The organism is Enterobacter sp. C4G1, assembly GCF_052886895.1.
This window is the reverse complement of record NZ_JBQVVV010000001.1, coordinates 1,195,396-1,220,238: the sequence shown is the minus strand read 5'-3', so window position 1 is coordinate 1,220,238 and position 24,843 is coordinate 1,195,396. Positions and strand designations below refer to the sequence as shown.

General features: G+C 55.1%; 21 protein-coding genes and 1 tRNA gene. 15 read left to right on the top strand and 7 right to left on the bottom strand.

The window, feature by feature from the left end; translation table 11 throughout:
* Nucleotides 1-194: 194 nt before the first annotated feature.
* Nucleotides 195-860, bottom strand: a complete 666-nt coding sequence (gene radC / locus ACT9TW_RS05860) for a RadC family protein (protein WP_446491869.1) — start codon at nucleotides 858-860, stop codon at nucleotides 195-197.
* A 175-nt stretch (nucleotides 861-1,035) separates the two neighbouring features.
* Here radC and coaBC point away from each other — a divergent pair, with 175 nt between their 5' ends.
* The 3 genes from coaBC (at nucleotide 1,036) to slmA (ending at nucleotide 3,400) form a co-directional block, all read left to right on the top strand.
* A complete protein-coding gene (coaBC, locus tag ACT9TW_RS05855; protein WP_446492685.1) occupies nucleotides 1,036-2,247 on the top strand; it encodes a bifunctional phosphopantothenoylcysteine decarboxylase/phosphopantothenate--cysteine ligase CoaBC in 1,212 nt (403 codons plus the stop codon).
* Nucleotides 2,225-2,683: a dUTP diphosphatase gene (gene dut, locus ACT9TW_RS05850; RefSeq protein ID WP_014068349.1), complete on the top strand. Its 459-nt coding sequence runs from the start codon at nucleotides 2,225-2,227 to the stop codon at nucleotides 2,681-2,683. Before coaBC ends, dut begins: the two co-directional genes overlap by 23 nt.
* A 120-nt stretch (nucleotides 2,684-2,803) precedes the next feature.
* A complete protein-coding gene (slmA, locus tag ACT9TW_RS05845; protein ID WP_446491868.1) occupies nucleotides 2,804-3,400 on the top strand; it encodes a nucleoid occlusion factor SlmA in 597 nt (198 codons plus the stop codon).
* A 40-nt stretch (nucleotides 3,401-3,440) separates the two neighbouring features.
* Here the strand turns inward: slmA and pyrE are convergent, their stop codons facing one another.
* Together pyrE and rph are read right to left on the bottom strand one after the other, a co-directional pair.
* Nucleotides 3,441-4,082, bottom strand: coding sequence for an orotate phosphoribosyltransferase (gene pyrE, locus ACT9TW_RS05840; RefSeq protein ID WP_182063164.1), 642 nt, complete (start codon nucleotides 4,080-4,082; stop codon nucleotides 3,441-3,443).
* A 72-nt stretch (nucleotides 4,083-4,154) separates the two neighbouring features.
* The gene (gene rph / locus ACT9TW_RS05835) at nucleotides 4,155-4,871 is read right to left on the bottom strand and encodes a ribonuclease PH (protein WP_014068346.1); all 717 of its coding nucleotides are present in this window, start codon (nucleotides 4,869-4,871) and stop codon (nucleotides 4,155-4,157) included.
* 125 nt (nucleotides 4,872-4,996) lie between these two features.
* On the opposite strand from rph, the gene ACT9TW_RS05830 reads away from it, so the two are divergent.
* The 4 genes from ACT9TW_RS05830 (at nucleotide 4,997) to ACT9TW_RS05815 (ending at nucleotide 8,243) form a co-directional block, all read left to right on the top strand.
* Complete coding sequence (locus ACT9TW_RS05830; protein ID WP_446491867.1) at nucleotides 4,997-5,860, top strand: YicC/YloC family endoribonuclease; 864 nt, start codon at nucleotides 4,997-4,999, stop codon at nucleotides 5,858-5,860.
* 146 nt (nucleotides 5,861-6,006) lie between these two features.
* Complete coding sequence (locus tag ACT9TW_RS05825) at nucleotides 6,007-6,345, top strand: isocitrate lyase/phosphoenolpyruvate mutase family protein (RefSeq protein WP_315687479.1); 339 nt, start codon at nucleotides 6,007-6,009, stop codon at nucleotides 6,343-6,345.
* Nucleotides 6,329-7,387, top strand: a complete 1,059-nt coding sequence (locus ACT9TW_RS05820) for a bifunctional transcriptional activator/DNA repair enzyme AdaA (protein WP_446491866.1) — start codon at nucleotides 6,329-6,331, stop codon at nucleotides 7,385-7,387. Before ACT9TW_RS05825 ends, ACT9TW_RS05820 begins: the two co-directional genes overlap by 17 nt.
* Before the next feature lie 238 nt (nucleotides 7,388-7,625).
* Entirely contained in the window at nucleotides 7,626-8,243 is a 618-nt protein-coding gene (locus ACT9TW_RS05815) for a trimeric intracellular cation channel family protein (RefSeq protein WP_014068340.1), read from the top strand.
* A 1-nt stretch (nucleotide 8,244) separates the two neighbouring features.
* Here ACT9TW_RS05815 and ligB read toward each other — a convergent pair whose 3' ends face one another.
* The gene (gene ligB / locus ACT9TW_RS05810; RefSeq protein WP_446491865.1) at nucleotides 8,245-9,915 is read right to left on the bottom strand and encodes an NAD-dependent DNA ligase LigB; all 1,671 of its coding nucleotides are present in this window, start codon (nucleotides 9,913-9,915) and stop codon (nucleotides 8,245-8,247) included.
* A 251-nt stretch (nucleotides 9,916-10,166) separates the two neighbouring features.
* On the opposite strand from ligB, the gene gmk reads away from it, so the two are divergent.
* From gmk to recG, 5 genes are read left to right on the top strand one after another with little or no spacing between them, the layout of a single operon-like run.
* A complete protein-coding gene (gene gmk / locus ACT9TW_RS05805; protein WP_182063159.1) occupies nucleotides 10,167-10,790 on the top strand; it encodes a guanylate kinase in 624 nt (207 codons plus the stop codon).
* Between the two features lie 54 nt (nucleotides 10,791-10,844).
* Complete coding sequence (gene rpoZ / locus ACT9TW_RS05800; RefSeq protein WP_000135058.1) at nucleotides 10,845-11,120, top strand: DNA-directed RNA polymerase subunit omega; 276 nt, start codon at nucleotides 10,845-10,847, stop codon at nucleotides 11,118-11,120.
* Nucleotides 11,121-11,139: 19 nt separating this feature from the next.
* Nucleotides 11,140-13,254: a bifunctional GTP diphosphokinase/guanosine-3',5'-bis pyrophosphate 3'-pyrophosphohydrolase gene (gene spoT, locus ACT9TW_RS05795; protein ID WP_182063158.1), complete on the top strand. Its 2,115-nt coding sequence runs from the start codon at nucleotides 11,140-11,142 to the stop codon at nucleotides 13,252-13,254.
* A 4-nt stretch (nucleotides 13,255-13,258) separates the two neighbouring features.
* Entirely contained in the window at nucleotides 13,259-13,948 is a 690-nt protein-coding gene (gene trmH / locus ACT9TW_RS05790) for a tRNA (guanosine(18)-2'-O)-methyltransferase TrmH (protein ID WP_014068336.1), read from the top strand.
* A gap of 3 nt (nucleotides 13,949-13,951) precedes the next feature.
* Nucleotides 13,952-16,033 carry an ATP-dependent DNA helicase RecG gene (recG, locus tag ACT9TW_RS05785; RefSeq protein WP_446491864.1) on the top strand — a complete coding sequence of 694 codons (2,082 nt, stop codon included), beginning with the start codon at nucleotides 13,952-13,954 and terminating at the stop codon, nucleotides 16,031-16,033.
* 2 nt (nucleotides 16,034-16,035) lie between these two features.
* On the opposite strand, the gene gltS is transcribed toward recG, so the two are convergent.
* On the bottom strand, nucleotides 16,036-17,238 hold the full coding sequence (gene gltS, locus ACT9TW_RS05780) for a sodium/glutamate symporter (RefSeq protein ID WP_182063156.1): 1,203 nt from the start codon (nucleotides 17,236-17,238) through the stop codon (nucleotides 16,036-16,038).
* 225 nt (nucleotides 17,239-17,463) lie between these two features.
* Between gltS and ACT9TW_RS05775 the strand changes: the two genes are divergently transcribed.
* On the top strand, nucleotides 17,464-18,855 hold the full coding sequence (locus ACT9TW_RS05775) for a nucleobase:cation symporter-2 family protein (protein WP_446491863.1): 1,392 nt from the start codon (nucleotides 17,464-17,466) through the stop codon (nucleotides 18,853-18,855).
* Nucleotides 18,856-18,974: 119 nt separating this feature from the next.
* A complete protein-coding gene (locus ACT9TW_RS05770; protein ID WP_446491862.1) occupies nucleotides 18,975-20,669 on the top strand; it encodes an AsmA family protein in 1,695 nt (564 codons plus the stop codon).
* 122 nt (nucleotides 20,670-20,791) lie between these two features.
* Here ACT9TW_RS05770 and ACT9TW_RS05765 read toward each other — a convergent pair whose 3' ends face one another.
* The gene (locus ACT9TW_RS05765) at nucleotides 20,792-21,949 is read right to left on the bottom strand and encodes a DDE-type integrase/transposase/recombinase (protein WP_315685889.1); all 1,158 of its coding nucleotides are present in this window, start codon (nucleotides 21,947-21,949) and stop codon (nucleotides 20,792-20,794) included.
* A 110-nt stretch (nucleotides 21,950-22,059) separates the two neighbouring features.
* A complete protein-coding gene (gene yicI / locus ACT9TW_RS05760) occupies nucleotides 22,060-24,378 on the bottom strand; it encodes an alpha-xylosidase (RefSeq protein ID WP_446491861.1) in 2,319 nt (772 codons plus the stop codon).
* A gap of 327 nt (nucleotides 24,379-24,705) precedes the next feature.
* On the opposite strand from yicI, the gene ACT9TW_RS05755 reads away from it, so the two are divergent.
* Nucleotides 24,706-24,800: transfer RNA gene (locus tag ACT9TW_RS05755), tRNA-Sec, on the top strand.
* The last annotated feature ends 43 nt before the right edge of the window (nucleotides 24,801-24,843 follow it).

Sequence of the window (24,843 nt, the reverse complement as noted above, 5' to 3'; positions counted from 1 at the left end):
TAGCTCGAGCTTCGTATGGGGTATCGGCGCCTCGTCAGGCTTTACAGCCCGGTCATCGCAGTTCTAAGCGAACTCTCGATTGCCAGGCCCAATTGCCAAACCCGAGATTCTCAAAGGTGGCGTAGTATACGCTGACTCGGCGATGTGCTCAAGTCCCGAACAGACAAAGATCCCGATGGATCGCGTGAAATGGTCTAAATCCAACCATGTTCTGCAAAAGAAACGTACTCTCCGCGACCAATTATCAGATGGTCCAGCACACGAATGTCCATGAATTGACAGCATTTGATAATGCGCGCGGTGATCTCTTTGTCGGCTCTGCTCGGTTGCGCACAGCCTGAAGGGTGATTATGCGCGAGGATCACGGCGGCTGCATTCACTTTTATCGCTTCCCGCACAATTTCTCGCGGATGAACCTCAACGTGGTTCAGCGTTCCCGAAAACAGATGGCAGTGCTTCAGCACCCGATTTTTATTGTCGAGGAAGATCGCCATAAAGATCTCGCGCTCGGCATCCGTCAGCTGGCTTTGCAGGAATTCTCTCGTCATGTCAGGGGTTAAGAGCGAATCTTCTTCCAGCATCCGCACGCTGTAAAAACGCCGGGCAAGCTCTGCAATGCCTTTCAGTTGGGCATATTTCGCCACGCCAATACCTTCAACATCCTTAAACTCTGCCAGCTCAGCCGTGAGCAAGCCGTGCAGCGAACCAAAATGTTGCAGCAGCTCTCGCGCCAGAGCAAAAACTGTTTTCCCAGGTGTGCCGGTGCGTAAAAACAGCGCCAGCAGTTCATCATCCGTTAACGACGTGATGCCGTAATTCAGCATTTTTTCACGCGGTAGCATGGGTGAAATACGTTCCATATCCCTGTCTCCTTGTGGTTGCCGTCAATGCTGCCACAGGCCAGTCCCGCGTTCGACGCACAGTTTTCATTCTTGCGTATCGCCTCGCAAAGTGACCGAAGGACAAAAGCACCCCACTTTTGGGATTGTGATAAAATGCCTGCTCTCTGGTGAAACCCAACAGGAAAGAATCATGATGAGCCTGGCCGGTAAAAAAATCGTTCTTGGCGTGAGCGGCGGTATTGCTGCCTATAAAGCGCCGGAGCTGGTACGCCGCTTGCGCGAGCGCGGGGCCGATGTGCGGGTCGCGATAACTGAAGGCGGTAAAGCCTTTATCACTCCCCTGAGCCTTCAGGCCGTTTCAGGATACCCGGTATCAGACAGCCTGCTGGACCCAGCTGCCGAAGCCGCTATGGGCCATATTGAGCTGGGCAAATGGGCAGACCTGGTTATTCTTGCCCCTGCAACGGCCGACTTAATTGCGCGTGTTGCAGCAGGCATGGCAAACGACCTGGTATCGACAATTTGCCTGGCAACGCCTGCGCCTGTTGCGGTGGTTCCCGCCATGAACCAGCAGATGTACCGTAATGCCGCCACCCAGCATAATCTGGAGACCCTGGCCGCGCGTGGTTTGCTGATTTGGGGGCCAGACAGCGGCAGCCAGGCCTGTGGCGATATTGGCCCCGGGCGAATGCTCGACCCGTTGACGATTGTGGATATGGCCGCAGCCCATTTTGCGCCTGTCAACGATCTGCAACATCTCAACATCATGATTACCGCGGGCCCAACGCGCGAGCCACTGGACCCGGTGCGCTATATCACCAATCGCAGCTCCGGTAAGATGGGCTTTGCCATTGCTCAGGCCGCGGCAAAACGCGGGGCAAACGTCACGCTGGTGAGTGGCCCGGTGTCACTGCCGACGCCACCTTTTGTACAGCGTATTGATGTAACAACGGCGCTGGAAATGGAAGCTGCCGTGCAAGCTCACGCGCACAACCAGCAGATTTTTATCGGCTGTGCGGCGGTGGCTGATTACCGCGCAGAGACCATTTCTGATGCGAAGATTAAAAAGCAAGGCGATGAATTAACGATAAAAATGGTGAAAAACCCGGATATCGTTGCCGGGGTTGCCGCGCTGAAAAATCCTCGCCCTTACGTTGTTGGGTTTGCCGCAGAAACGAATAATGTGGAAGAATATGCCCGGCAAAAACGTACCCGCAAAAACCTCGATTTGATTTGCGCGAACGACGTATCGCTGGCCACTCAAGGATTTAACAGCGACAGCAACGCACTGCACCTTTTCTGGCAGGATGGAGATAAAGTCTTACCGCTTGAGCGCAAGGAACTCCTGGGCCAACAATTACTGGACGAGATCGTTACCCGTTATGATGAAAAAAATCGACGTTAAGATTCTGGACCCGCGTGTTGGTCAGCAATTCCCGCTGCCAACCTATGCCACCTCCGGCTCTGCCGGTCTTGACCTGCGTGCCTGTCTCGATGACGCCGTAGAGCTGGCGCCGGGTGCCACCACCCTGCTCCCGACCGGGCTGGCGATTCACATTGCTGACCCGTCGTTGGCAGCGGTGATCCTGCCTCGCTCTGGCCTGGGTCATAAGCACGGTATCGTGCTGGGTAACCTGGTCGGTCTGATCGACTCTGACTATCAGGGTCAACTGATGGTTTCCGTCTGGAACCGTGGTCAGGACAGCTTCACCATTGAACCGGGCGAACGCATCGCGCAGATGGTATTTGTACCGGTGGTGCAGGCAGAATTTAACCTGGTGGAAGACTTTGACGCCACCGACCGCGGCGAAGGCGGCTTCGGCCATTCCGGGCGGAAATAATCGCCCAATAAATACGCGTCCCACAGCGCCATAATGCAATAAAAAACCGCAAACGCCAGTTTGCGGTCGCTGCGTGGATGCCAGCCTGGCAAGTGATTATTTTCAGGGGTATTTTGTAACATGGCAGAAAAACAAACTGCGAAAAGGAATCGTCGCGAAGAAATACTTCAATCTCTGGCTCTGATGCTTGAATCCAGCGATGGCAGTCAACGCATCACCACTGCAAAACTGGCCGCCTCTGTTGGCGTGTCAGAAGCAGCGCTATACCGTCATTTTCCCAGCAAAACCCGGATGTTTGACAGTCTGATCGAGTTTATCGAAGACAGCCTGATCACACGCATCAACCTGATTCTGAAAGATGAGAAAGACACCACCACACGCCTGCGTCTGATCGTGCTGTTGATTCTGGGTTTTGGCGAACGTAACCCAGGCTTAACCCGCATTCTGACCGGCCACGCGCTGATGTTTGAACAGGACAGACTCCAGGGTCGCATTAACCAGCTCTTTGAACGCATCGAAGCGCAGCTGCGCCAGGTACTGCGTGAGAAGAAAATGCGTGAAGGCGAAGGGTATGTGACTGACGAAACACTGCTGGCAAGCCAGATCCTGGCGTTTTGCGAGGGTATGCTCTCTCGCTTTGTGCGTAGCGAATTCAAATACTGTCCAACGGACGATTTTGACGCCCGCTGGCCGTTAGTGGCAGCACAATTACAGTAGGATCCAGGCCCGGTGAGCGTTGCGCCACCGGGCTATATATTTATACGCCGAACGCTTCCCGGTACGCACGCACCGATGCCAGGTGGTCCGCCATCTCTGGTTTCTCTTCCAGATACGCAATCAGGTCTTTCAGGGTGATGATTGACGTCACTTTGCAGCCGTAATCACGCTCCACTTCCTGAATCGCCGAAATTTCGCCGCGTCCACGCTCCTGACGATCCAGAGAGATCAGCACGCCCGCAAGCGTTGCGCCGTTAGCCTGGATGATTTCCATTGATTCGCGGATCGCCGTACCGGCAGTGATCACATCGTCCACCAGCATCACGCGGCCTTGCAACGTACTGCCTACCAGGTTACCGCCTTCACCGTGGGTTTTGGCCTCTTTACGGTTAAAACAGTACGGCACATCGCGGTCGTGGTGTTCCGCAAGCGCAACCGCGGTAGTCGTCGCAATCGGAATGCCTTTGTAAGCCGGGCCAAACAGCAGGTCGAAATCAATCCCTGAATCCACCAGCGCTTCTGCGTAGAAACGGCCTAGCAGTGCCAGATCACGCCCGGTATTAAACAGCCCGGCATTGAAGAAATAGGGGCTTTTACGCCCGGATTTCAGCGTAAATTCGCCAAACTTAAGTACCTGCTTGTTAAGCGCAAACTCAATAAACTGGCGCTGATACGGTTTCATGGGCTTACTCCTCAAATGACTTTTTGCTTTTCTACGGACAAAAAAAAGGCGACTCATCAGTCGCCTTTAAAATCAATTTTCTAACGCCGCCTTCTGCGTCGTTACAATGGATTCGATTCCCCCTCGGGCCAAAGCCAGCAAGGTAAGAAGCTCTTCGTGAGTGAACGGCTCGCCTTCTGCCGTGCCCTGCACTTCAATAATTCGACCATCTTCGGTCATTACCACGTTCATATCGGTTTCTGCGGCGGAATCTTCAACATATTCCAGGTCGCAGAGCGCTTCGCCATTCACGATACCCACAGAAACCGCGGCAACCATCCCTTTCAGTGGGTTGGTTTTCAGTTTGCCCGCAGCAACCAGATTATTCAGGGCATCAGCCAGAGCAACACAGGCGCCGGTGATGGATGCCGTACGCGTACCGCCGTCGGCCTGGATAACATCGCAGTCCAGGGTGATGGTGAACTCGCCCAGCGTTTTCAGATCAACAGCGGCGCGCAGCGCACGTGCGATCAGACGCTGAATTTCCATGGTACGGCCGCCTTGCTTGCCCTTCGCCGCTTCACGCGCGTTACGGGTATGGGTTGAACGCGGCAACATGCCGTATTCAGCGGTGATCCAGCCCTGGCCCTGACCTTTCAGGAAACGCGGTACACCTTCTTCGATGGACGCGGTGCACAGAACTTTGGTATCACCAAATTCAACCAGCACAGAGCCTTCAGCGTGTTTTGTATAGTTACGGGTCAGGGTGACGGGGCGTACCTGATTGGCGCTACGACCTGCTGGACGCATGATGAATTCTCCGGCTTGAAACGAATGTGGCTGCGCATTATACGGATTAAACGCGCTTATTCCTATCCTGACAAAGTCCTGAAAGCTATAATCCCCCCATCTCTCCTTTAAAAACGGGAATGTCTATGATCCGCAGTATGACCGCCTACGCCCGGCGTGAAATCAAGGGCAGCTGGGGCAGTGCGACCTGGGAAATGCGCTCGGTAAACCAGCGCTACCTGGAAACTTATTTCCGTATGCCGGAGCAGTTCCGCAGCCTTGAGCCTGTTGTGCGTGAGCGTATCCGCTCTCGCCTGACGCGCGGTAAAGTAGAATGTAACCTGCGTTTTGAGCCTGATGCCAGCGCACAGGGTGAACTGATCCTCAACGAAAAACTGGCCAAACAGCTCGTCAATGCGGCGAACTGGGTCAAAATGCAAAGCGATGAAGGCGAAATCAATCCGGTTGATATTCTGCGCTGGCCTGGCGTCATGGCCGCCGGTGAACAGGATCTGGATGCTATCGCTGTGGAAATCCTTGCCGCCCTCGATGGCACTCTGGATGACTTTATCGTTGCCCGTGAAACCGAAGGCCAGGCGCTGAAAGCCCTGATTGAGCAACGCCTTGAAGGTGTCAGCACCGAAGTCACCAAAGTCCGTGCCCATATGCCAGAAGTGCTGCAATGGCAGCGCGAACGCCTGGTAGCGAAGCTGGAAGAAGCCGAAGTTCAGTTAGAAAACAACCGTCTGGAACAAGAGCTGGTGCTGATGGCGCAGCGTGTGGACGTTGCAGAAGAGCTGGACCGTCTGGAAGCGCACGTGAAAGAAACCTACAACATTCTGAAGAAAAAAGAAGCCGTAGGTCGTCGCCTCGATTTTATGATGCAGGAGTTTAACCGCGAGTCGAACACCCTGGCGTCTAAATCCATCAATTCCGACGTGACTAATTCTGCCATTGAGCTGAAAGTGCTTATTGAGCAGATGCGCGAGCAGATCCAGAACATCGAATAATCTCCCGCAGTACCGTGAGAAAAGGCCACTGGAAACAGTGGCTTTTTTCATTTTGCGCCCACGAAAAAATGCTCGTCCGATTTTCGGTTGTGAGAGTTGTGCCTGACGCGGCACATTCATACTGCACATCACAACAGGAGAAAATCATGGACTTCAACGCGCTTCACCATCAGCCCCAGCCATTGCTTATCGCCAACGTCTGGGATGCCAGCAGTGCTCTCGCCGCCGAACAGTCGGGATATCACGCACTGGGTACGTCCAGCGCCGCTATTGCCGCCCTTGCCAGCAAAATAACTGTACCCTTAAACGTGATGTGTATGCCTGCCCTGCCAGATTTCAATACTCTGGCCACGCTGGGTGTAAAGCGCATTTCGATGGGTAATTTTATCCATGCTACCCTGCAAGCGCGGCTCACAGATTTACTCTGTAAGATTCAGGCAACCCACTCTTTCTCGGACATTTTTGGCCATGAAAATAACCGATAATACCCAGTGCGATATCTGGTATCAGGCGTTACTCAACCGCGCAGAAGAATTTACCGGCGTTTTTTTCGTGGGCGTTAAAACCACCGGCGTTTTTTGCATTTCGGTATGCCGTGCGCGAAAACCCAAACGAGAGAACGTTGAATTTTATACTGACTTTAAATCCGCTCTGGATGCCGGGTTCCGCCCGTGCAAGGTGTGTCGCCCAACAGAGAACGCCAGTTCTGCGCCTGATTTCATTGAACACGCGCTAAGGCTTCTGCGCGAACAACCCAAAGAACGCGTCAGCGATACTGAACTGCGTCAGAACGGCATCAGCCCGGAGCGAGTACGGCGCTGGTTCCTGCTAAACCACGGGATAACGTTTCAGGCCTTTCAGCGGATGCAGCGGGTTAACGTGGCGCTACAGGAGCTAAAAACCGGCCGCTCAACGACCGACGTCGCGTTCGACAATGGTTACGGATCCCTGAGCGGATTTGGCTACACCTGCAAAAAACTGACGGGCTCCTCGCCCGGTACACGCAAAGAGATAATCCTCATTCATCGCTTTACCACCCCATTAGGCCCAATGTTTGTTTGCGCCACTGAGCGCGGGGTTTGTCTGCTGGAATTTGTCGACCGTCGGGCGCTGGAAACCGAATTCAGGGATCTGCAACATCTGTTCAGGGCGAACATCATCGCAGGGGAAAACGCCCATATCCGCCAGGCTGAGAAAGAAATTGGGGAATACTTTGCCGGCCTGCGACAATCATTCGATGTGGCACTTGATACACCCGGCAGCGAGTTCCAGCGAAGCGTCTGGCAGGGATTACAGGGCATTTCGTTTGGTGATACCGCACATTATCAGGCCCTTGCGACGGAGATTGGCAAACCGACTGCCGTGCGTGCTGTTGCCTCAGCGAATGGCGCGAATCGTGTCGCGATTGTTATCCCGTGTCATCGCATTATTGGAAAAGATGGCTCAATGACCGGCTACGGCGGGGGTATTGCGCGTAAAGAATGGTTGATTAGCCACGAAGCTAAAATCAGGAAAGTGCTTACCTGAATAACTGGTACTGCGCATCACTTTATAGGATTAGTTTTTATAGGTAAAAAATAAAATAAACACTCAGTAAGATCAGGCTGATAATGGGTATATAATTCTTATAAAACAGACAATTAAATTATTAACATTCGGCAATCAATCATTACTAAAAATTATCAAAAATGATTCACCTTAGAAAATCTCAATCGTGATCCTGCGCACAAATCGCTAACCTCCACGCCTTCACACCGGAGGTTATATGCTGCTTCACATTCTTTATCTTATCGGGATCACCGCAGAAGCCATGACCGGCGCGCTCGCGGCGGGGCGTCGCCGCATGGACACTTTCGGCGTGATTATTATCGCCACCGCAACCGCACTTGGCGGCGGTTCCGTGCGCGATATTCTGCTGGGCCATTACCCGCTCGGCTGGGTGAAAAACCCTGAATACGTGATTATTGTGGCAACGGCCGCAGTATTAACCACAATTGTTGCCCCCGTCATGCCTCATTTGCGCCGCCTGTTTCTGGTACTGGATGCGCTTGGGCTTATCGTCTTTTCTATTATCGGCGCACAAATCGCGCTGGATATGGGTGAAGGCCCGGTTATTGCCATTATCGCTGCCGTGGTCACGGGGGTGTTCGGCGGCGTGTTGCGCGATATGTTCTGCAAACGCATTCCGTTAGTGTTCCAGAAAGAGCTGTATGCCGGGATATCCTTTGCCGCAGCAGTGCTCTATGTTGCGTTGCAGCATTACGTTTCTAATCACGACGTGGTGGTTATCTCCACACTACTGTTTGGCTTTACCGCCCGGATGCTGGCGTTGCGCCTGAAACTCGGCCTGCCCGTTTTTCATTACAAGCACAACGCACACTGACTTAAAACCCGTTGATGTGCTGCTCTGCAAGCCACTTTGCCAGCGCAGCAACATCGGGCTGGTGCAGCCAGTTAACGATTTGCCGCGCTTTTTCTTCCCCCGTCCCCGGTAAAGCTCGCCACTCTGAACTATTCCGCAGACTCATTTCCTGCCACGTCACACTTGTGGCCGCTTTCAGTGACGCCTGAGGCAGTGGAGCCCCCATCGCCATAACCCAACGAATAAATGACCGTTCGCGTGTCAGGTTAAACCGGTGCCATACCGCTAACCCGCGCGCGGCAGAGAACCCCGGCGTCGCCTGCAACTCTGGCTGGGTTAATGAAAGCCACGAAAAAATATGGTCAAAATGGTGGGTCTGATAAAGCGTTCTCCAGGCAGACTCCCCTACACCTTCAATATCCAGCACCGGTTTCGAACTTAACCACGTCAGCCGGGCTATAAACTGTTCCATACATTCCGGGGATGCGTAGAAGCAGGTCAGCGAATGGAATTTTGAGGGTGGCGGATTGGGTTTCTGTCGAAGCGGGCCCCGCCAGACGACCTTATCAATCCGGGGAATGCCCTGCCCGGCAAGGCTTATGAGGATCTGATCCCCTGGCGCAATATCCAGTTCCTGCCAGCGAGCAACAGAGCCCAGGTTAACCCGTTGAACACGTTTGTCATCCAGTTGCACAGGCTCCAGCGCGGCAATAACCGAAATCTTGCCTGTTCTTCCTACGGTGAAACGGATATCCCTTACCTCCGCAACCTGCGAAACCGGTGCATATTTCCATGCAACCACCCAATGCCCTTCTCCGGGTAGCCAGCGCTCACCCGGTGGTTCATTCGCAGAACGAACGACAATGCCATCAGTGGCAAACGGGAGCGGGGAAGTGAGCCACTGCGCACGCTGCTTCTCGACTTCATCCACTGAGCGGACGGGCAGCGTATAGCGTGCCGTAAGGGGGAATCCGGCCTCTGTTAACGCCGCAAGACGCTGCGGCATGGTTGCCGGGCCATCCGGCCAGGCCCAGACAAACACGCCAATGCGGCTTAATTGCAGTTTGTCCGTTTTTCGCATCAGTGCACCCGCGACCTTCGCTCGGGCATTCATACCACCCATCTGCTTCTGGATATGACTGTCGCTCAGAAGGAATAATTCGCCCTGCAACACGCTGTTCGCCAGTGCGCCTTGCAGGTGACCGGGAACCGAGGGTATTGCGCGAACCTGCTCAGTCCAGTCTTCCCCTTTGTTGCCGTCCCCACGGCTAATCGCCTGGGTTAACCCCCCGTTGCGATAGACCAGCGTCACCGCCACTCCGTCGACTTTTGGCTGCACCCAGAGATCGCCGCGCGACTGCATCCACTGCCGAAGTGCCGCTTTGTGCGCCACTTTTTGCACCCCAGTATGGGAAACTGGATGCTGTATATTCCCCGCAAGCACGGGGATCGCCAGGTCCGCAGGCTCGCTGCCAAAACAACGCTGCCACTGTTTTAGCCGTGCGGTGAGCTGATCGTACACTTCATCGCTGACCGGGCTGCTGCCTTGTTGCCAGTACGCATCGTTCCAGCGTTTAAGCTGCGCACTGAGCGTCGCTATTTCTTTGTCTGCCTTTGCTGGCGGCCAAACCGGGCATACCGCCACGCCATATCCGCACCACAACAACATCATCCCGCTTATCCATCGCCACATCGCTACCCCTCCATTGAATGATCAGAGGTATAACGCGATACGTGTCAGGGTACTAACGTCAAAACATCAACCTGCGAGGCGTTATCCAGGATTTATTGCCGTTGCAGCAAACCGTATGTAAAACCGGAAATCGTTACGCAAAATTCAATAAACCTGGTGAAAAAGTGTGACAAAGGCTACGTCACAGGGCGGTGACGTGTATAATAAGCCCGTATGTAGGACTTCTTCGCTAACACATACAAAAGACTCTCATGGCTCAAGGCACGCTTTATATTGTTTCTGCCCCTAGTGGCGCGGGTAAATCCAGCCTTATTCAGGCACTGTTAAAAACCCAACCGTTGTACGACACACAGGTTTCTGTTTCTCACACCACACGCCAACCGCGTCCGGGTGAAGTGCACGGTGAACACTATTTCTTTGTAGATCACGACGAATTCAGAGCGATGATTGGCAGAGATGCGTTTCTTGAACATGCAGAAGTTTTCGGTAACTACTACGGCACGTCGCGTGAAACTATTGAGCAGGTTCTGGCGACTGGCGTGAATGTGTTCCTCGATATCGACTGGCAGGGCGCAGCGCAAATCCGCAAGAAAATGCCTGATTCGCGCAGCATCTTTATTTTACCGCCATCGAAAGATGAACTGGATCGCCGCCTGCGTGGCCGTGGCCAGGACAGCGAAGAAGTGATCGCAAAGCGTATGGCACAGGCAGTTGCAGAAATGAGCCATTACGCGGAATATGATTACCTTATTGTGAATGATGATTTTGATGCCGCGCTGAGCGATCTCAAAACCATTCTTCGCGCAGAACGTCTGCGTATGAGCCGCCAGAAGCAGCGACATGACGCATTAATCACCAAACTGTTGGCAGACTGAACCCACTTTCAGTATCATGCCCAGTCATTTCTTCACCTGTGGAGCATTTTAAGTATGGCACGCGTAACTGTTCAGGACGCTGTAGAGAAAATTGGTAACCGTTTTGACCTGGTGCTGGTCGCCGCGCGTCGCGCTCGTCAGATGCAGGTAGGCGGCAAAGATCCGCTGGTACCGGAAGAAAACGATAAAACCACCGTTATTGCACTTCGCGAAATCGAAGAAGGTCTGATCAACAACCAGATCCTCGACGTGCGTGAGCGCCAGGAGCAGCAAGAGCAGGAAGCCGCAGAACTGCAGGCCGTAACCGCCATTGCTGAAGGTCGTCGTTAATTAAACCTGCGGGTCGCCCTTGTATCTGTTTGAAAGCCTGAATCAACTGATTCAACACTACCTGCCGGAAGACCAGATTAAGCGTCTCCAGCAGGCGTATCTCGTTGCACGTGACGCTCACGAGGGCCAGACACGTTCAAGCGGTGAACCCTATATCACGCACCCGGTAGCGGTGGCCTGTATTCTGGCCGAGATGAAACTCGACTATGAAACGCTGATGGCCGCGCTGCTGCATGACGTGATCGAAGATACCCCCGCCACCTACCAGGACATGGAACAGCTGTTTGGCAAAAGCGTTGCCGAACTGGTAGAAGGGGTGTCTAAGCTTGATAAGCTGAAATTCCGCGACAAGAAAGAGGCGCAAGCCGAAAACTTCCGCAAGATGATTATGGCGATGGTGCAGGATATCCGCGTCATACTCATCAAACTCGCCGACCGTACCCACAACATGCGCACGCTGGGCTCACTTCGCCCGGACAAACGTCGCCGCATTGCCCGTGAAACCCTCGAAATCTATAGCCCGCTGGCGCACCGTTTAGGTATCCATCACATTAAAACCGAGCTGGAAGAGCTGGGTTTTGAAGCGTTGTACCCAAACCGCTATCGCGTGATTAAAGAGGTGGTGAAAGCCGCACGTGGTAACCGTAAAGAGATGATTCAAAAAATCCTCTCTGAAATTGAAGGGCGTTTACAGGAAGCGGGAATTCCGTGCCGCGTCAGCGGTCGCGAAAAACATCTGTACTCCATCTACTGCAAAATGGTGCTCAAAGAGCAGCGTTTTCACTCGATCATGGACATCTACGCGTTTCGCGTCATCGTCCACGATTCCGATACTTGCTATCGCGTACTGGGCCAGATGCACAGCCTCTACAAACCGCGTCCAGGTCGCGTCAAAGACTATATCGCCATTCCAAAAGCGAACGGCTATCAATCTTTGCATACCTCGATGATCGGCCCTCATGGTGTTCCTGTTGAAGTGCAGATTCGCACCGAAGACATGGACCAGATGGCAGAAATGGGTGTCGCGGCACACTGGGCGTATAAAGAGCACGGTGGCGAAAGCACCACTACCGCACAGATCCGCGCGCAACGCTGGATGCAGAGCCTGCTGGAACTGCAACAGAGCGCCGGTAGCTCGTTTGAATTTATCGAGAGCGTTAAATCCGATCTCTTCCCGGATGAGATTTACGTTTTCACCCCAGAGGGGCGCATCGTCGAATTGCCTGCTGGTGCAACACCTGTCGACTTCGCTTACGCAGTACATACCGATATCGGTCATGCCTGTGTCGGCGCACGCGTCGACAGACAGCCTTACCCGCTGTCTCAGCCGCTCTCAAGCGGTCAGACGGTGGAAATTATCACCGCACCGGGCGCACGTCCGAATGCGGCCTGGCTGAACTTTGTCGTGAGCTCCAAGGCACGCGCCAAAATCCGCCAGCTGTTGAAAAATCTCAAACGCGATGATTCGGTAAGCCTGGGCCGTCGTCTGCTCAACCACGCATTGGGTGGCAGCCGTAAGCTTGCGGAAATCCCGAAAGAGAACATCCAGCACGAGCTGGAGCGCATGAAGCTTGCGTCACTTGATGACCTGCTGGCAGAAATCGGCCTCGGCAACGCCATGAGCGTGGTCGTCGCGAAAAACCTGCAGCAGGGTGATGCATCTGTTGCGCCATCTACCACACAAGGCCACGGTCATCTGCCGATCAAAGGCGCAGACGGAGTGCTTATCACCTTCGCCAAATGCTGCCGACCGATCCCGGGCGATCCGATTATTGCGCACGTCAGCCCGGGCAAAGGCCTGGTTATCCATCACGAATCCTGCCGTAACATCCGTGGCTACCAGAAAGAGCCAGAGAAGTTCATGGCGGTCGAGTGGGATAAAGAGACTGCACAGGAATTTATCACCGAAATTAAGGTGGATATGTTCAACCACCAGGGTGCACTGGCTAACCTGACGGCGGCGATTAACACGGCCTCTTCAAATATTCAGAGTCTGAATACCGAAGAAAAAGATGGCCGCGTTTACAGCGCCTTTATCCGCCTGACGGCCCGTGACCGCGTGCATCTGGCAAACATTATGCGCAAAATCCGCGTGATGCCGGACGTGATTAAAGTCACCCGAAACAGAAACTAGTTTTATGAATGCACAACGTTATGCACGTATCTGCGAGATGCTCGCCAGGCGCCAACCGGACCTGACGGTCTGCATGGAGCAGGTCCATAAACCTCATAACGTCTCAGCGATTGTCCGTACCGCCGATGCCGTTGGCGTGCATGAAGTGCACGCCGTCTGGCCGGGTTCCCGGATGCGCAACATGGTATCCGCAGCGGCAGGCAGCAACAGCTGGGTGTCAGTGAAAAACCATCAGACTATTGGCGAAGCCGTATCGCACCTGAAAGGGCGCGGTATGCAGGTTCTTGCCACCAACCTGTCCGATAAAGCCGTCGACTTCCGCGAGATAGATTACACCCGCCCGACCTGCATTCTGATGGGTCAGGAAAAAACCGGGATCTCGCAAGAAGCGCTGGATCTGGCGGATCAGGACATCATCATCCCGATGATTGGCATGGTGCAGTCGCTGAACGTCTCTGTGGCCTCGGCGCTCATTCTGTATGAAGCGCAACGCCAGCGTCAGAACGCCGGTATGTACAAACGCAGCAACAGCATGTTGCCGGAAGACGAACAGCAACGCCTGCTGTTTGAAGGCGGTTATCCGGTGCTGGCCCGCGTGGCGAAGCAGAAAAAATTACCTTACCCCCACGTCAACGCGCAGGGCGAAATCGAAGCCGATGCCGAGTGGTGGTCCACCATGCAGTACGCAGGATAACCCATGAAAGGCCGCCTGCTGGATGCCATTCCGCTTAATACGCTGACAGGCGTGGGCGCAGCGCAAGGCAGCAAACTGGCGAAAATTGGTCTGCACACCGTGCAGGATCTCCTGCTCCACCTCCCCCTGCGTTACGAAGACCGCACCCAGCTGTATAAAATTGGCGATCTCCTTCCCGCGATTTACGCCACGGTTGAAGGCGAAGTGCTGAACTGCAACATCACTTTCGGCGGCCGCCGGATGATGACCTGCCAGATTAGCGACGGCACCGGCATCCTCACCATGCGTTTTTTCAACTTCAGCGCAGCGATGAAAAACAGCCTGGCCACTGGCCGACGTGTGCTCGCGTACGGGGAAGCCAAACGCGGCAAATACGGCGCGGAGATGATCCACCCGGAATACCGTGTGCAGGGCGATCTCAGCACGCCGGAACTACAGGAAACGCTGACCCCGGTTTACCCGACCACCGAAGGCATCAAACAGGCCACATTACGTAAGCTCACCGATCAGGCGCTGGAGCTGCTCGATACCTGCGCCATTGCCGAACTGCTGCCGCCTGAGCTGGCTCAGGGAATGATGAGCCTGCCGCAAGCGCTGCATACGCTGCATCGCCCGCCTCCGTCGCTACAGCTCAGTGATTTAGAAAGCGGCCAGCATCCGGCACAGCGGCGGCTTATCCTTGAAGAATTACTGGCGCATAACCTGAGTATGCTGGCACTGCGTGCAGGCGCGCAGCGTTTCCACGCTCAGCCGTTAAGCACCCATGATGATTTAAAAGATAAGCTGCTGGCATCGCTGCCGTTTAAACCGACGGGCGCACAGGAGCGCGTGGTAGCCGAGATTGAACGTGATATGGCGCTCGATGTACCCATGATGCGTCTGGTACAGGGTGATGTGGGTTCCGGTAAAACGCTGGTTGCTGCACTGGCCGCCCTGCGTGCGATCGCCCACGGCAAACAGGTGGCGCTGATGGCACCCACTGAACTCCTGGCTGAGCAACACGCAAACAACTTCCGCAACTGGTTTGCCCCGCTTGGCGTTGAAGTCGGCTGGCTTGCCGGTAAGCAAAAGGGCAAAGCGCGTCTTGCGCAACAGGACGCCATTGCCAGCGGCGAAGTGCAGATGATTGTCGGCACGCACGCCATCTTCCAGGAACAGGTGCAGTTTAATGGCCTGGCCCTGGTGATCATCGACGAACAACACCGTTTTGGTGTGCATCAGCGTCTGGCGCTGTGGGAAAAGGGTCTTCAGCAGGGCTTCCACCCGCATCAGCTGATCATGACCGCAACACCAATCCCCCGCACCCTGGCGATGACCGCCTACGCCGATCTGGACACCTCCACTATCGACGAACTGCCGCCAGGCCGTACCCCTGTCACCACGGTTGCCATCCCGGACACGCGCCGCAGCGATATCATCGACCGCGTACGCAACGCCTGTACTCACGAAGGCCGCCAGGCGTACTGGGTCTGCACGCTGATTGAAGAATCCGAGCTGCTTGAAGCGCAGGCGGCAGAGGCAACGTGGGAAGAGCTGAAACTGGCCCTGCCAGAGCTGAACGTGGGCCTGGTTCACGGGCGCATGAAGCCTGCCGAAAAACAGGCGGTGATGCAGTCATTCAAACAGGGTGATTTGCATTTGCTGATTGCCACCACTGTCATTGAAGTGGGCGTGGATGTTCCTAACTCCAGCCTGATGATCATTGAAAACCCGGAACGTCTTGGCCTTGCGCAACTCCACCAGCTGCGTGGCCGTGTCGGGCGTGGTGCCGTGGCTTCCCACTGCGTATTGCTCTACAAAGCCCCGCTTTCGAAAACGGCACAAATGCGTTTGCAGGTGTTACGCGACAGCAACGATGGCTTCGTGATTGCGCAAAAAGATCTGGAGATCCGTGGCCCGGGCGAATTGCTGGGCACACGCCAGACGGGGAACGCCGAATTCAAGGTGGCCGATCTGCTGCGCGATCAGGCCATGATCCCCGAAGTTCAGCGCCTTGCCCGCCATATTCATGAACGTTACCCGGATCAGGCAACCGCGCTTATTGAACGCTGGATGCCTGAAACCGAGCGCTATTCCAACGCCTGATATCAGGCAAACATTGGCAGCATCAGGTACAGCTTGATCACCAGCGCGTTGACGATATCAATAAAGAACGCCCCCACCATCGGAACCACCAGAAACGCCATATGAGAGGGACCGAATCGCTCGGTGATCGCCTGCATGTTGGCAATAGCGGTCGGCGTCGCACCCAGACCAAACCCGCAATGTCCCGCAGCCAGTACCGCAGCATCGTAGTTTTTACCCATCATGCGCCAGGTGACAAACATGGCATACAGGGCCATAAACAGGGCCTGAACCGCCAGAATAGCGACCATCGGCAGCGCCAGAGAGGCCAGTTCCCAGAGCTTGAGGCTCATCAGCGCCATCGCCAGGAACAGTGACAGGCAGACGTTACCCAGCACCGAAACGGCACGTTCGAACACGCGGTAGAAGCCCATTGCGGCCAGACCGTTACTCAGCACCACCCCGACAAACAGCACGCAAACAAATGTCGGCAGTTCAAATGCGGAGCCTGCCAGCCATTGCGCAACCACTTTGCCCACGGTCAGGCAGATGGCAATCATCGCGATGGTTTCAATCAGCACCAGCGAAGTAATACTGCGCCCGACATCCGGCTTTTCAAACGCCGTGGGCACCAGTTCATCGTCCGGTCTGCCGTCTGGCGTAGTGGAGTGCTTCACCAGATAGCGCGCCACCGGGCCACCAATCAACCCGCCCAGCACCAGGCCGAAGGTTGCGCAGGCCATCGCCACTTCCGTTGCGTTTTCAAAGCCGTAACGCTCAATGAACAGCTTGCTCCACGCGGCACCGGTGCCATGTCCACCAGACAGCGTGATTGACCCTGCCAGCAGCCCCATCAGCGGATCCAGCCCCAGCAGCGTGGCCATGCCGATACCGATGGCATTTTGCATCAGTAACAGCCCAACCACCACAATCAGAAACACACCCAGCACTTTACCGCCCGCGCGCAGGCTCGCCAGGTTGGCATTCAGGCCGATGGTGGCAAAGAAAGCCAGCATCAGCGGGTCTTTCAGGGACATATCAAAATCGATTTCCCATCCCATGCTTTTCTTCAGCACCAGCAGGGCCAGCGCCACCAGCAATCCACCGGCAACGGGTTCAGGAATGGTGTACTTCTTGAGAAGGGAAACACTGTGTACCAGTTTACGGCCAAGCAGTAAGACCAGCGTTGCGGCAACAAGTGTCGACAACGTATCGAGGTGAATCATAGAGGGCTCCTTATTCTGCGCGTATTCCACTCACACGCGGCGTTATCCTGGCGGGTTTGCGCTCGTCATGAGCCACCCGCGTAAAAAGTGTAATTTTTTTTCCTGATGGGGTGTAGAAAAGGTGCCCGCAGCGGCAGATTTTCTTATCTTTTTTTGCTGGCAATCGTTTGCTTTTACCAACTGGTCAGATAAAATGCCCGCTTTTCTACCGTGGGATTGCTTCCGATGTCCGTTAACACCATAGAGTCTCCCGATGCGCAACCGATTGCGCAGCCGCATAACAGTGAATTGATCTACCGCCTTGAAGATCGCCCACCGCTGCCTCAAACCTTGTTTGCCGCTTGTCAGCATTTACTGGCGATGTTTGTTGCGGTGATCACGCCTGCTCTGCTGATTTGCCAGGCGCTTGGTTTACCGGCTCAGGACACACAACACATCATCAGCATGTCCCTGTTCGCCTCTGGCGTGGCCTCGATTATTCAGATTAAAGCGTGGGGTCCGGTGGGTTCGGGCTTGCTGTCGATTCAGGGCACCAGTTTTAACTTTGTGGCACCGCTGATTATGGGCGGCACGGCGCTGAAAACCGGTGGTGCAGATGTCCCGACCATGATGGCAGCCCTGTTCGGTACACTGATGCTGGCAAGCTGCACGGAAATGGTTATCTCCCGCGTTCTGCACCTGGCGCGCCGCGTGATCACCCCACTGGTGTCCGGCGTGGTAGTGATGATTATCGGCCTGTCTCTGATTCAGGTTGGCCTGACCTCCATCGGCGGCGGTTATAGCGCAATGGCCGACCATACCTTCGGCGCACCGAAAAACCTGCTGCTGGCAGGCGTGGTGCTGGCGATCATTATTCTGCTTAACCGTCAGCGTAACCCTTACCTGCGCGTCGCGTCACTGGTGATCGCCATGGCTGCCGGTTATCTGCTGGCATGGGCGCTGGGGATGCTGCCGGAAAATACCGCCCCCACCAGCAGTGCATTAATCACCATCCCGACCCCGCTGTACTACGGCCTGGGCATTGACTGGGGTCTACTGGTGCCGCTGATGCTGGTCTTTATGATCACCTCGCTGGAAACCATCGGTGATATTACGGCGACGTCTGATGTCTCTGAGCAGCCAGTTTCTGGCCCGCTGTACATGAAACGCCTGAAAGGCGGCGTGCTGGCAAACGGCCTGAACTCGTTTGTCTCTGCGGTGTTCAACACCTTCCCGAACTCCTGCTTCGGCCAGAATAATGGCGTGATCCAGCTGACCGGCGTTGCCAGCCGCTACGTCGGTTTTGTGGTGGCACTGATGCTGATCGTGCTCGGCCTGTTCCCGGCAGTAAGTGGTTTTGTGCAGCACATTCCTGAGCCTGTGCTTGGCGGCGCAACGCTTGTGATGTTCGGGACTATCGCCGCATCGGGTGTGCGCATTGTCTCGCGCGAGCCGCTGAATCGCCGTGCGATCATGATTATCGCGCTGTCTCTGGCTGTCGGCCTGGGTGTTTCTCAGCAGCCGCTGATCCTTCAGTTCGCACCAGACTGGCTGAAAAACCTGCTCTCTTCCGGCATCGCGGCTGGCGGTATTACGGCCATCGTACTGAACCTCGTTTTCCCGCCTGAAAAAAATTGATCGCCATCACGGCAGGCAGTCAATGCCTGCCGTGACATCGAATTACACCATTCCCGCCTTGAGCATTGCGCATAAATCGTGCATAACTCCTTTATGTGCGTTTCGCGGGATGGAAGACCATGAAATTTATTGGAAAGCTGCTCGTTTATCTTCTGATAGCCCTGTTAATTGTGGTTCTGGCGTTCTATTTCCTGCTCCAGACTCGCTGGGGTGCGTCTGAGGTCAGTAGCTGGGTCACGGTCAACACCGATTACGAACTCAGTTTCGACCAGATGGATCATCGTTTCTCGTCACCTTCCCACATCATTCTGGAAAACATCACCTTTGGCCGCGACGGCAAACCCGCCACTCTGGTGGCGAAAAAAGTAGATATCGGTTTAAGCAGCCGCCAGATAACCGATCCGCTGCACGTGGATACCATCACCCTGTATGACGGAACGCTGAATCTCTCTCCGCAAACGGCGCCTCTGCCCTTCCAGGCAGACCGCTTGCAGTTAAACAACATGGCCTTTAACAGCCCGAATACCGACTGGGATCTGAGCGCGCAGAAAGTGACGGGCGGCGTGAGCCCGTGGCAGCCAGAGGCAGGTAACGTGCTGGGTAAAAACGCGCAGATCCAGATGAGTGCTGGGTCGCTCACCCTGAATGGCGTACCAGCCAGTAACGTGCTGATCCAGGGACAGCTCAACGGTAAAGAGGTGGTTCTGAACACCATTGGCGCGGATATGGCGCGCGGCTCACTTACCGGCTCGGCCTTGCGTAACGCCGATGGCAGCTGGATTATCGACTCTATGCGCCTGAATGACATCCGCCTGCAAAGCGATAAATCACTGATGGATTTCTTTGCCCCCATAACCACGCTGCCGTCCTTGCAGATTGGCCGGCTGGAGGTGACCGACGCGCGCCTACAAGGCCCGGACTGGGCAGTGACGGATCTCGATTTAAGCTTGCGCAACCTGACCCTGAGCAAAGGTGACTGGCAAAGCCAGGACGGGCGGTTATCGATGAACGCCAGTGAGTTTATCTATGGCTCTGTGCATCTGTTTGACCCGATCCTGAATGCAGAATTCGCCCCGCAGGGCATTGCGCTGCGCCAGTTTACCTCTCGCTGGGAGGGCGGCATGGTGCGCACCTCCGGCAACTGGCAGCGCGACGGCAAATCGCTGGTGCTGGACGATGCCGCCATTGCCGGGCTGGAATACACTCTGCCGCAGAACTGGAAAACCCTGTGGATGGACCCGCTGCCTGAATGGCTGAACAGCGTGACGCTGAAAAAATTCGGCCTGAGCCGCAACCTGGTGATTGATATCGATCCGGCCTTCCCGTGGCAAGTTACCTCTCTGGACGGCTACGGCGCAAACCTGCAACTGGCAAAAGACCGCCAGTGGGGCGTGTGGAGCGGCAGCGCAACGCTGAATGGCGCAGCGGCGACCTTTAACCGCGTGGACGTACGACGCCCGTCGCTCACGCTGAATGCCAACGCATCGACCGTTAACATCAGCGAGCTGAGCGCCTTTACCGAGAAAGGCATTCTGGAGGCCACCGCGACGGTTTCACAACTGCCGCAGCGGCAAACCACAGTAAGCCTGAACGGGCGAGGCGTGCCGCTTAACGTGATCCAGCACTGGGGTTGGCCAGCACTGCCGATTACGGGGGATGGCAATGTGCAGTTGACCGCCAGCGGCAGCGTGCAGGACAAGGCTCCGCTGAAGCCAACCGTTAACGGGAAGCTGAATGCGGTGAATATGGATAAACAGCAGGTCGAGCAGACAATGGCCGGAGGGGTGGCGTCGACGGTACAGACGGCGCAATAAATAAGCCGGGTGGCGGCTACGCCTTACCCGGCCTACGGTGTAGTGCTTTTGTAGGCCCGGTAAGCGAAGTGTATGACCGGATACATAGGTGACAGATCAGACCGGGAACATAGGTAACACTTTTAGTCTATCCGGAGCACACTCTGGGTTTTACTGTCGTAGTACGCAAGTGTTATTCCATTAAAGATGATGGCTTCCAGGCCATCATCTTGTTCTTTCAGCATTATGTACTCACCAGTCAGTGCTTCACTCAGGAACACGGTCCCCTTTTTTCCCATATACAGTGTTCCCCTCGATTTCACCCTGTAGACCATGCCCCCTGTCGGATAAACATATTCAGGCACTCTGCCATCCCAGTGTCGGCCCGAGGGTTGCCACACCGTTCCGGGCGTTGCACCTGCCAGGGCTTCATGCGGCCTCTCGTGGTTAAACTCTTCCCGGTAGTCACTGAACCACCGCTGTTGTTCTTCCATCGTCATGAAGGTGTTGCCATATTTCACCGCACTTTTCAGGGAGCGGTGCATTCGTTCATGGCGGCCATTCTCTTCCGGGTGTCCCTTTCTGATACGTTCCGGCCTGATGCCCAGCTTGATTAGCCAGACTGCAAGACGGCTTAATCCGGCTATGCCTGTTCCCGCGAAAGGTTGACCGTTATCGGTTCTGAGCACTTCCGGCAGACCATATTCCAGGAATGCATCAGTCAGGCACGCTCTGACAAAGGGCTCACTCTCCCGGTGTGTTCCCCGGCAGCACAGCAGATACCGGCTGTGATTGTCGGTCAGAGTGAAGGGATGGCAGTACTCCCCGCTCAGCAACCTGAATTTGCCTTTAAAATCAGCACTCCAGACCTGATTGTTCTCACTGATGGTGGTCAGCGGCTGGCGATTACCCGGTGTTCTGCGTTTTCTCTTTTTATCCGGAACCAGCCCTTCACGCTTGAGGATATCGCCGATAGTACTGGCGGCAGGTACGGCAAAATCGACATGGTGATTGAGCAACCACATCCGCAGTTTTTTCGGCCCCCAGTCAGGGTGTTTCTGACGCAGGGCAGTCAGATGCCCGACGATATCATCAGGAACTGTCCGGGAGTGGGAATGCGGAGCGCGCGACTGGTCAGAGAGGGATGACAGGTCAGAAGGGTCAAAACGTTCAAGCCATTTGTAGCCGGTTTTACGGCTGATACCAAAAAGACGGCAAAGAGCGGAGAAGGAGGCCGTACCTGCATGGCAGGCACGGATAAAATCAAGGCGTTGCATAGGTTGGGTCTCAGTCCAGGGCATAGCGAGTCTCCTCTTCTATGCCAGTTATAACTGTTACCCATGTATCCGGTCTAAAGTGTTACCCATGTTTCCGGTTCATACCGAAGCGCCACCGGACATTTTTTAAATGCTCAAAGGTGAATCACCACCTCATTCCCCTCGGCTTTTACCACCACGCCCCACTCGCTGCCCGCATGTGAACCGCCTTTCACGCCGCTCACCTGCTGCACGTTGCGCAGGCAGACGGACCAGTTTCGCGCCTCACCTTCACCTTTGATGGTCACCGTGCCGCCGCTGCGTGTGGCCTTCAGCGTAAACACCACCGAGCCATTCGCCGCAGGCACTTCGCTGACTGCCGTTGCGCCATCGCCCAGGTTAAACAGCTGGAAGGCAGTGCCCTCGTTCCACGCGTAGTCTGGCTTCTGGTTGTTGTTACCCAGCGCCAGCAGGGTGTTATCGCGCACATACACTGGCAGGCTGCGGAAGTCGTGCTGCTGTTTGTGCCAGCGACTGCCCTGGATTTCATCGTTGTGCCACAGGTGTGTCCAGCGTCCTTCCGGCAGATAAAACTGTACATCACCCGCTTCGGAGAACACCGGCGCAACCATCATGGAATCGCCGAGCATGTACTGGCGGTCGAGATAATCGCACGCCGGATCGTCCGGGAATTCCAGCATCATCGCCCGCAGCATCGGGGTGCCCAGCTCACGCGCCAGCGCGGCCTGGCGATACAGATACGGCATCATCTGGCATTTCAGCTGCGTGAAGTGGCGCACCACGTCGCAGGACTCGTCATCGTACGCCCACGGCACACGGTAGGATTTGCTGCCGTGCAGGCGACTATGACTGGAGAACAACCCGAACGCGCACCAGCGTTTGTAGACATGCGCCGGGGCCGTATTTTCGAACCCGCCGATATCGTGGCTCCAGAAGCCAAAGCCAGACAGACCAATCGACAACCCACCGCGCAGGCTTTCTGCCATCGATTCATAGTTGGCGTAGCAGTCACCGCCCCAGTGCACCGGGAACTGTTGCGCCCCCACAGACGCTGAACGGGCAAACAGCACCGCCTCTTCTTCGCCGACGGTTTCTTTCAGTACGTTCCACACCAGTTCGTTATAGATGTAGGCGTAGTGGTTGTGCATTTTCTGCGGATCCGAACCATCAAACCACTGCACGTCGGTCGGGATACGCTCGCCAAAGTCGGTTTTGAAGCAATCCACGCCAATATCCACCAGACCTTTCAGCTTATCGGCGTACCACTTACAGGCTTCCGGGTTGGTAAAGTCATAAATCGCCAGACCCGGCTGCCACTTATCCCACTGCCACAGGGAGCCATCCGGGCGTTTAAGCAGATAGCCTTTCTCTTTCAGCTCGTTAAACATCGGTGATTTCTGACCAATGTACGGGTTGATCCACACGCAGACTTTGAGCCCTTTTTCCTTCAGGCGGCGGATCATCCCTTTAGGGTCCGGGAAGGTCACCGGGTCCCACTCGAAATCGCACCACTGGAAGGCTTTCATCCAGAAGCAGTCGAAGTGGAAAACGTGCAGCGGCAGGTCGCGCTCGGCCATACCGTCGATGAAGCTGTTTACTGTGGCTTCGTCATAGTTGGTGGTAAACGAGGTCGTCAGCCACAGGCCGAAAGACCATGCCGGCGGCAGCGCCGGACGCCCGGTGAACTGCGTATAGCGGTTTAATACCTCTTTCGGCGTCGGGCCGTCGATCACGAAATATTCCAGATGTTCGCCTTCAACGCTGAACTGCACTTTGGAGACTTTCTCAGAGCCGATTTCAAACGAGACGTTTTGTGGGTGATTCACCAGCACGCCGTAGCCGCGGTTGGTGAGATAGAACGGGATATTTTTATACGACTGTTCGGTACTGGTACCGCCATCGCGGTTCCAGGTTTCGACCGTCTGGCCATTGCGCACCAGCGCGGTAAAGCGCTCGCCCAGCCCGTAGACCGTTTCGCCCACACCCAGATCCAGACGTTCGAAGAGGTAGTTGCGATCGGTGTTGCTGTCCTGCACGTAGCCGTTGTTTTTCAGCTGGCTGCCGGTAATACGCTGGCCATTACGCAGGAAATCCAGCGCCCAGAACTCACCTTTGGTGACGCGTACGCTGACGTTGCCGCTTTTCAGCTCGGCAAATTCCGCATTGTTTTGAATCTCTACCTTCACGTCTTTCAGCACGTTCAACGGATAGTGCGGGCCGTTATCCAGCGCCCCCTGGAAGTGCTCAATGCGCACCCCGACAATCCCGTCCTGTGGCGCGAACAGACGAACCGTAAACATCAGGCTGTCGAGCTGCCAGGCTCGCTCGCGCACATCACGCGGCGCAACGTAGACCACCAGGTCGTTGCCCTGCTGTTCCACATCAAACACCTGCACCGGGTAAGTTACCTCCAGGCCAGGTTGAATGAGCCAGTTTCCATCACTGATTTTCATCTTATCGTCCTCTTAGTTCTGTAATTCTTTGCTGGTCGTCAGATGCCTGCCCTGTAGCGATAAGGTCACTGAGACCGGTTACAGAGGTTTTAAACCATTGTTCCAGGGGCGAGTATTGCGTTTTCTGGTTAGCAAATTACGTTTCTTGTTTTTTGTGATCGAGGTAAATGTTGGGAGCACGCAGGGCTAACATGAGGATTTTCTTAAGAATTAACTGAAATGACTTAATACAGGTCAAAAGAGACGTGAAAAAAGTGTGTCGGGGTATGTGGTAAATGCCTGAAAGTAGCTATAATGCGCCCCGCCTCCATGTAGCAATGCAGGCGCGGAAGATCGTCATCTCCGGTGAGGTGGCTGGACTTCAAATCCAGTTGGGGACGCCAGCGTTCCCGGGCAGGTTCGACTCCTGTGATCTTCCGCCAAAGTGCCTCCTCACCCATCCGAGAAAATCTTAAAAACCCTTTA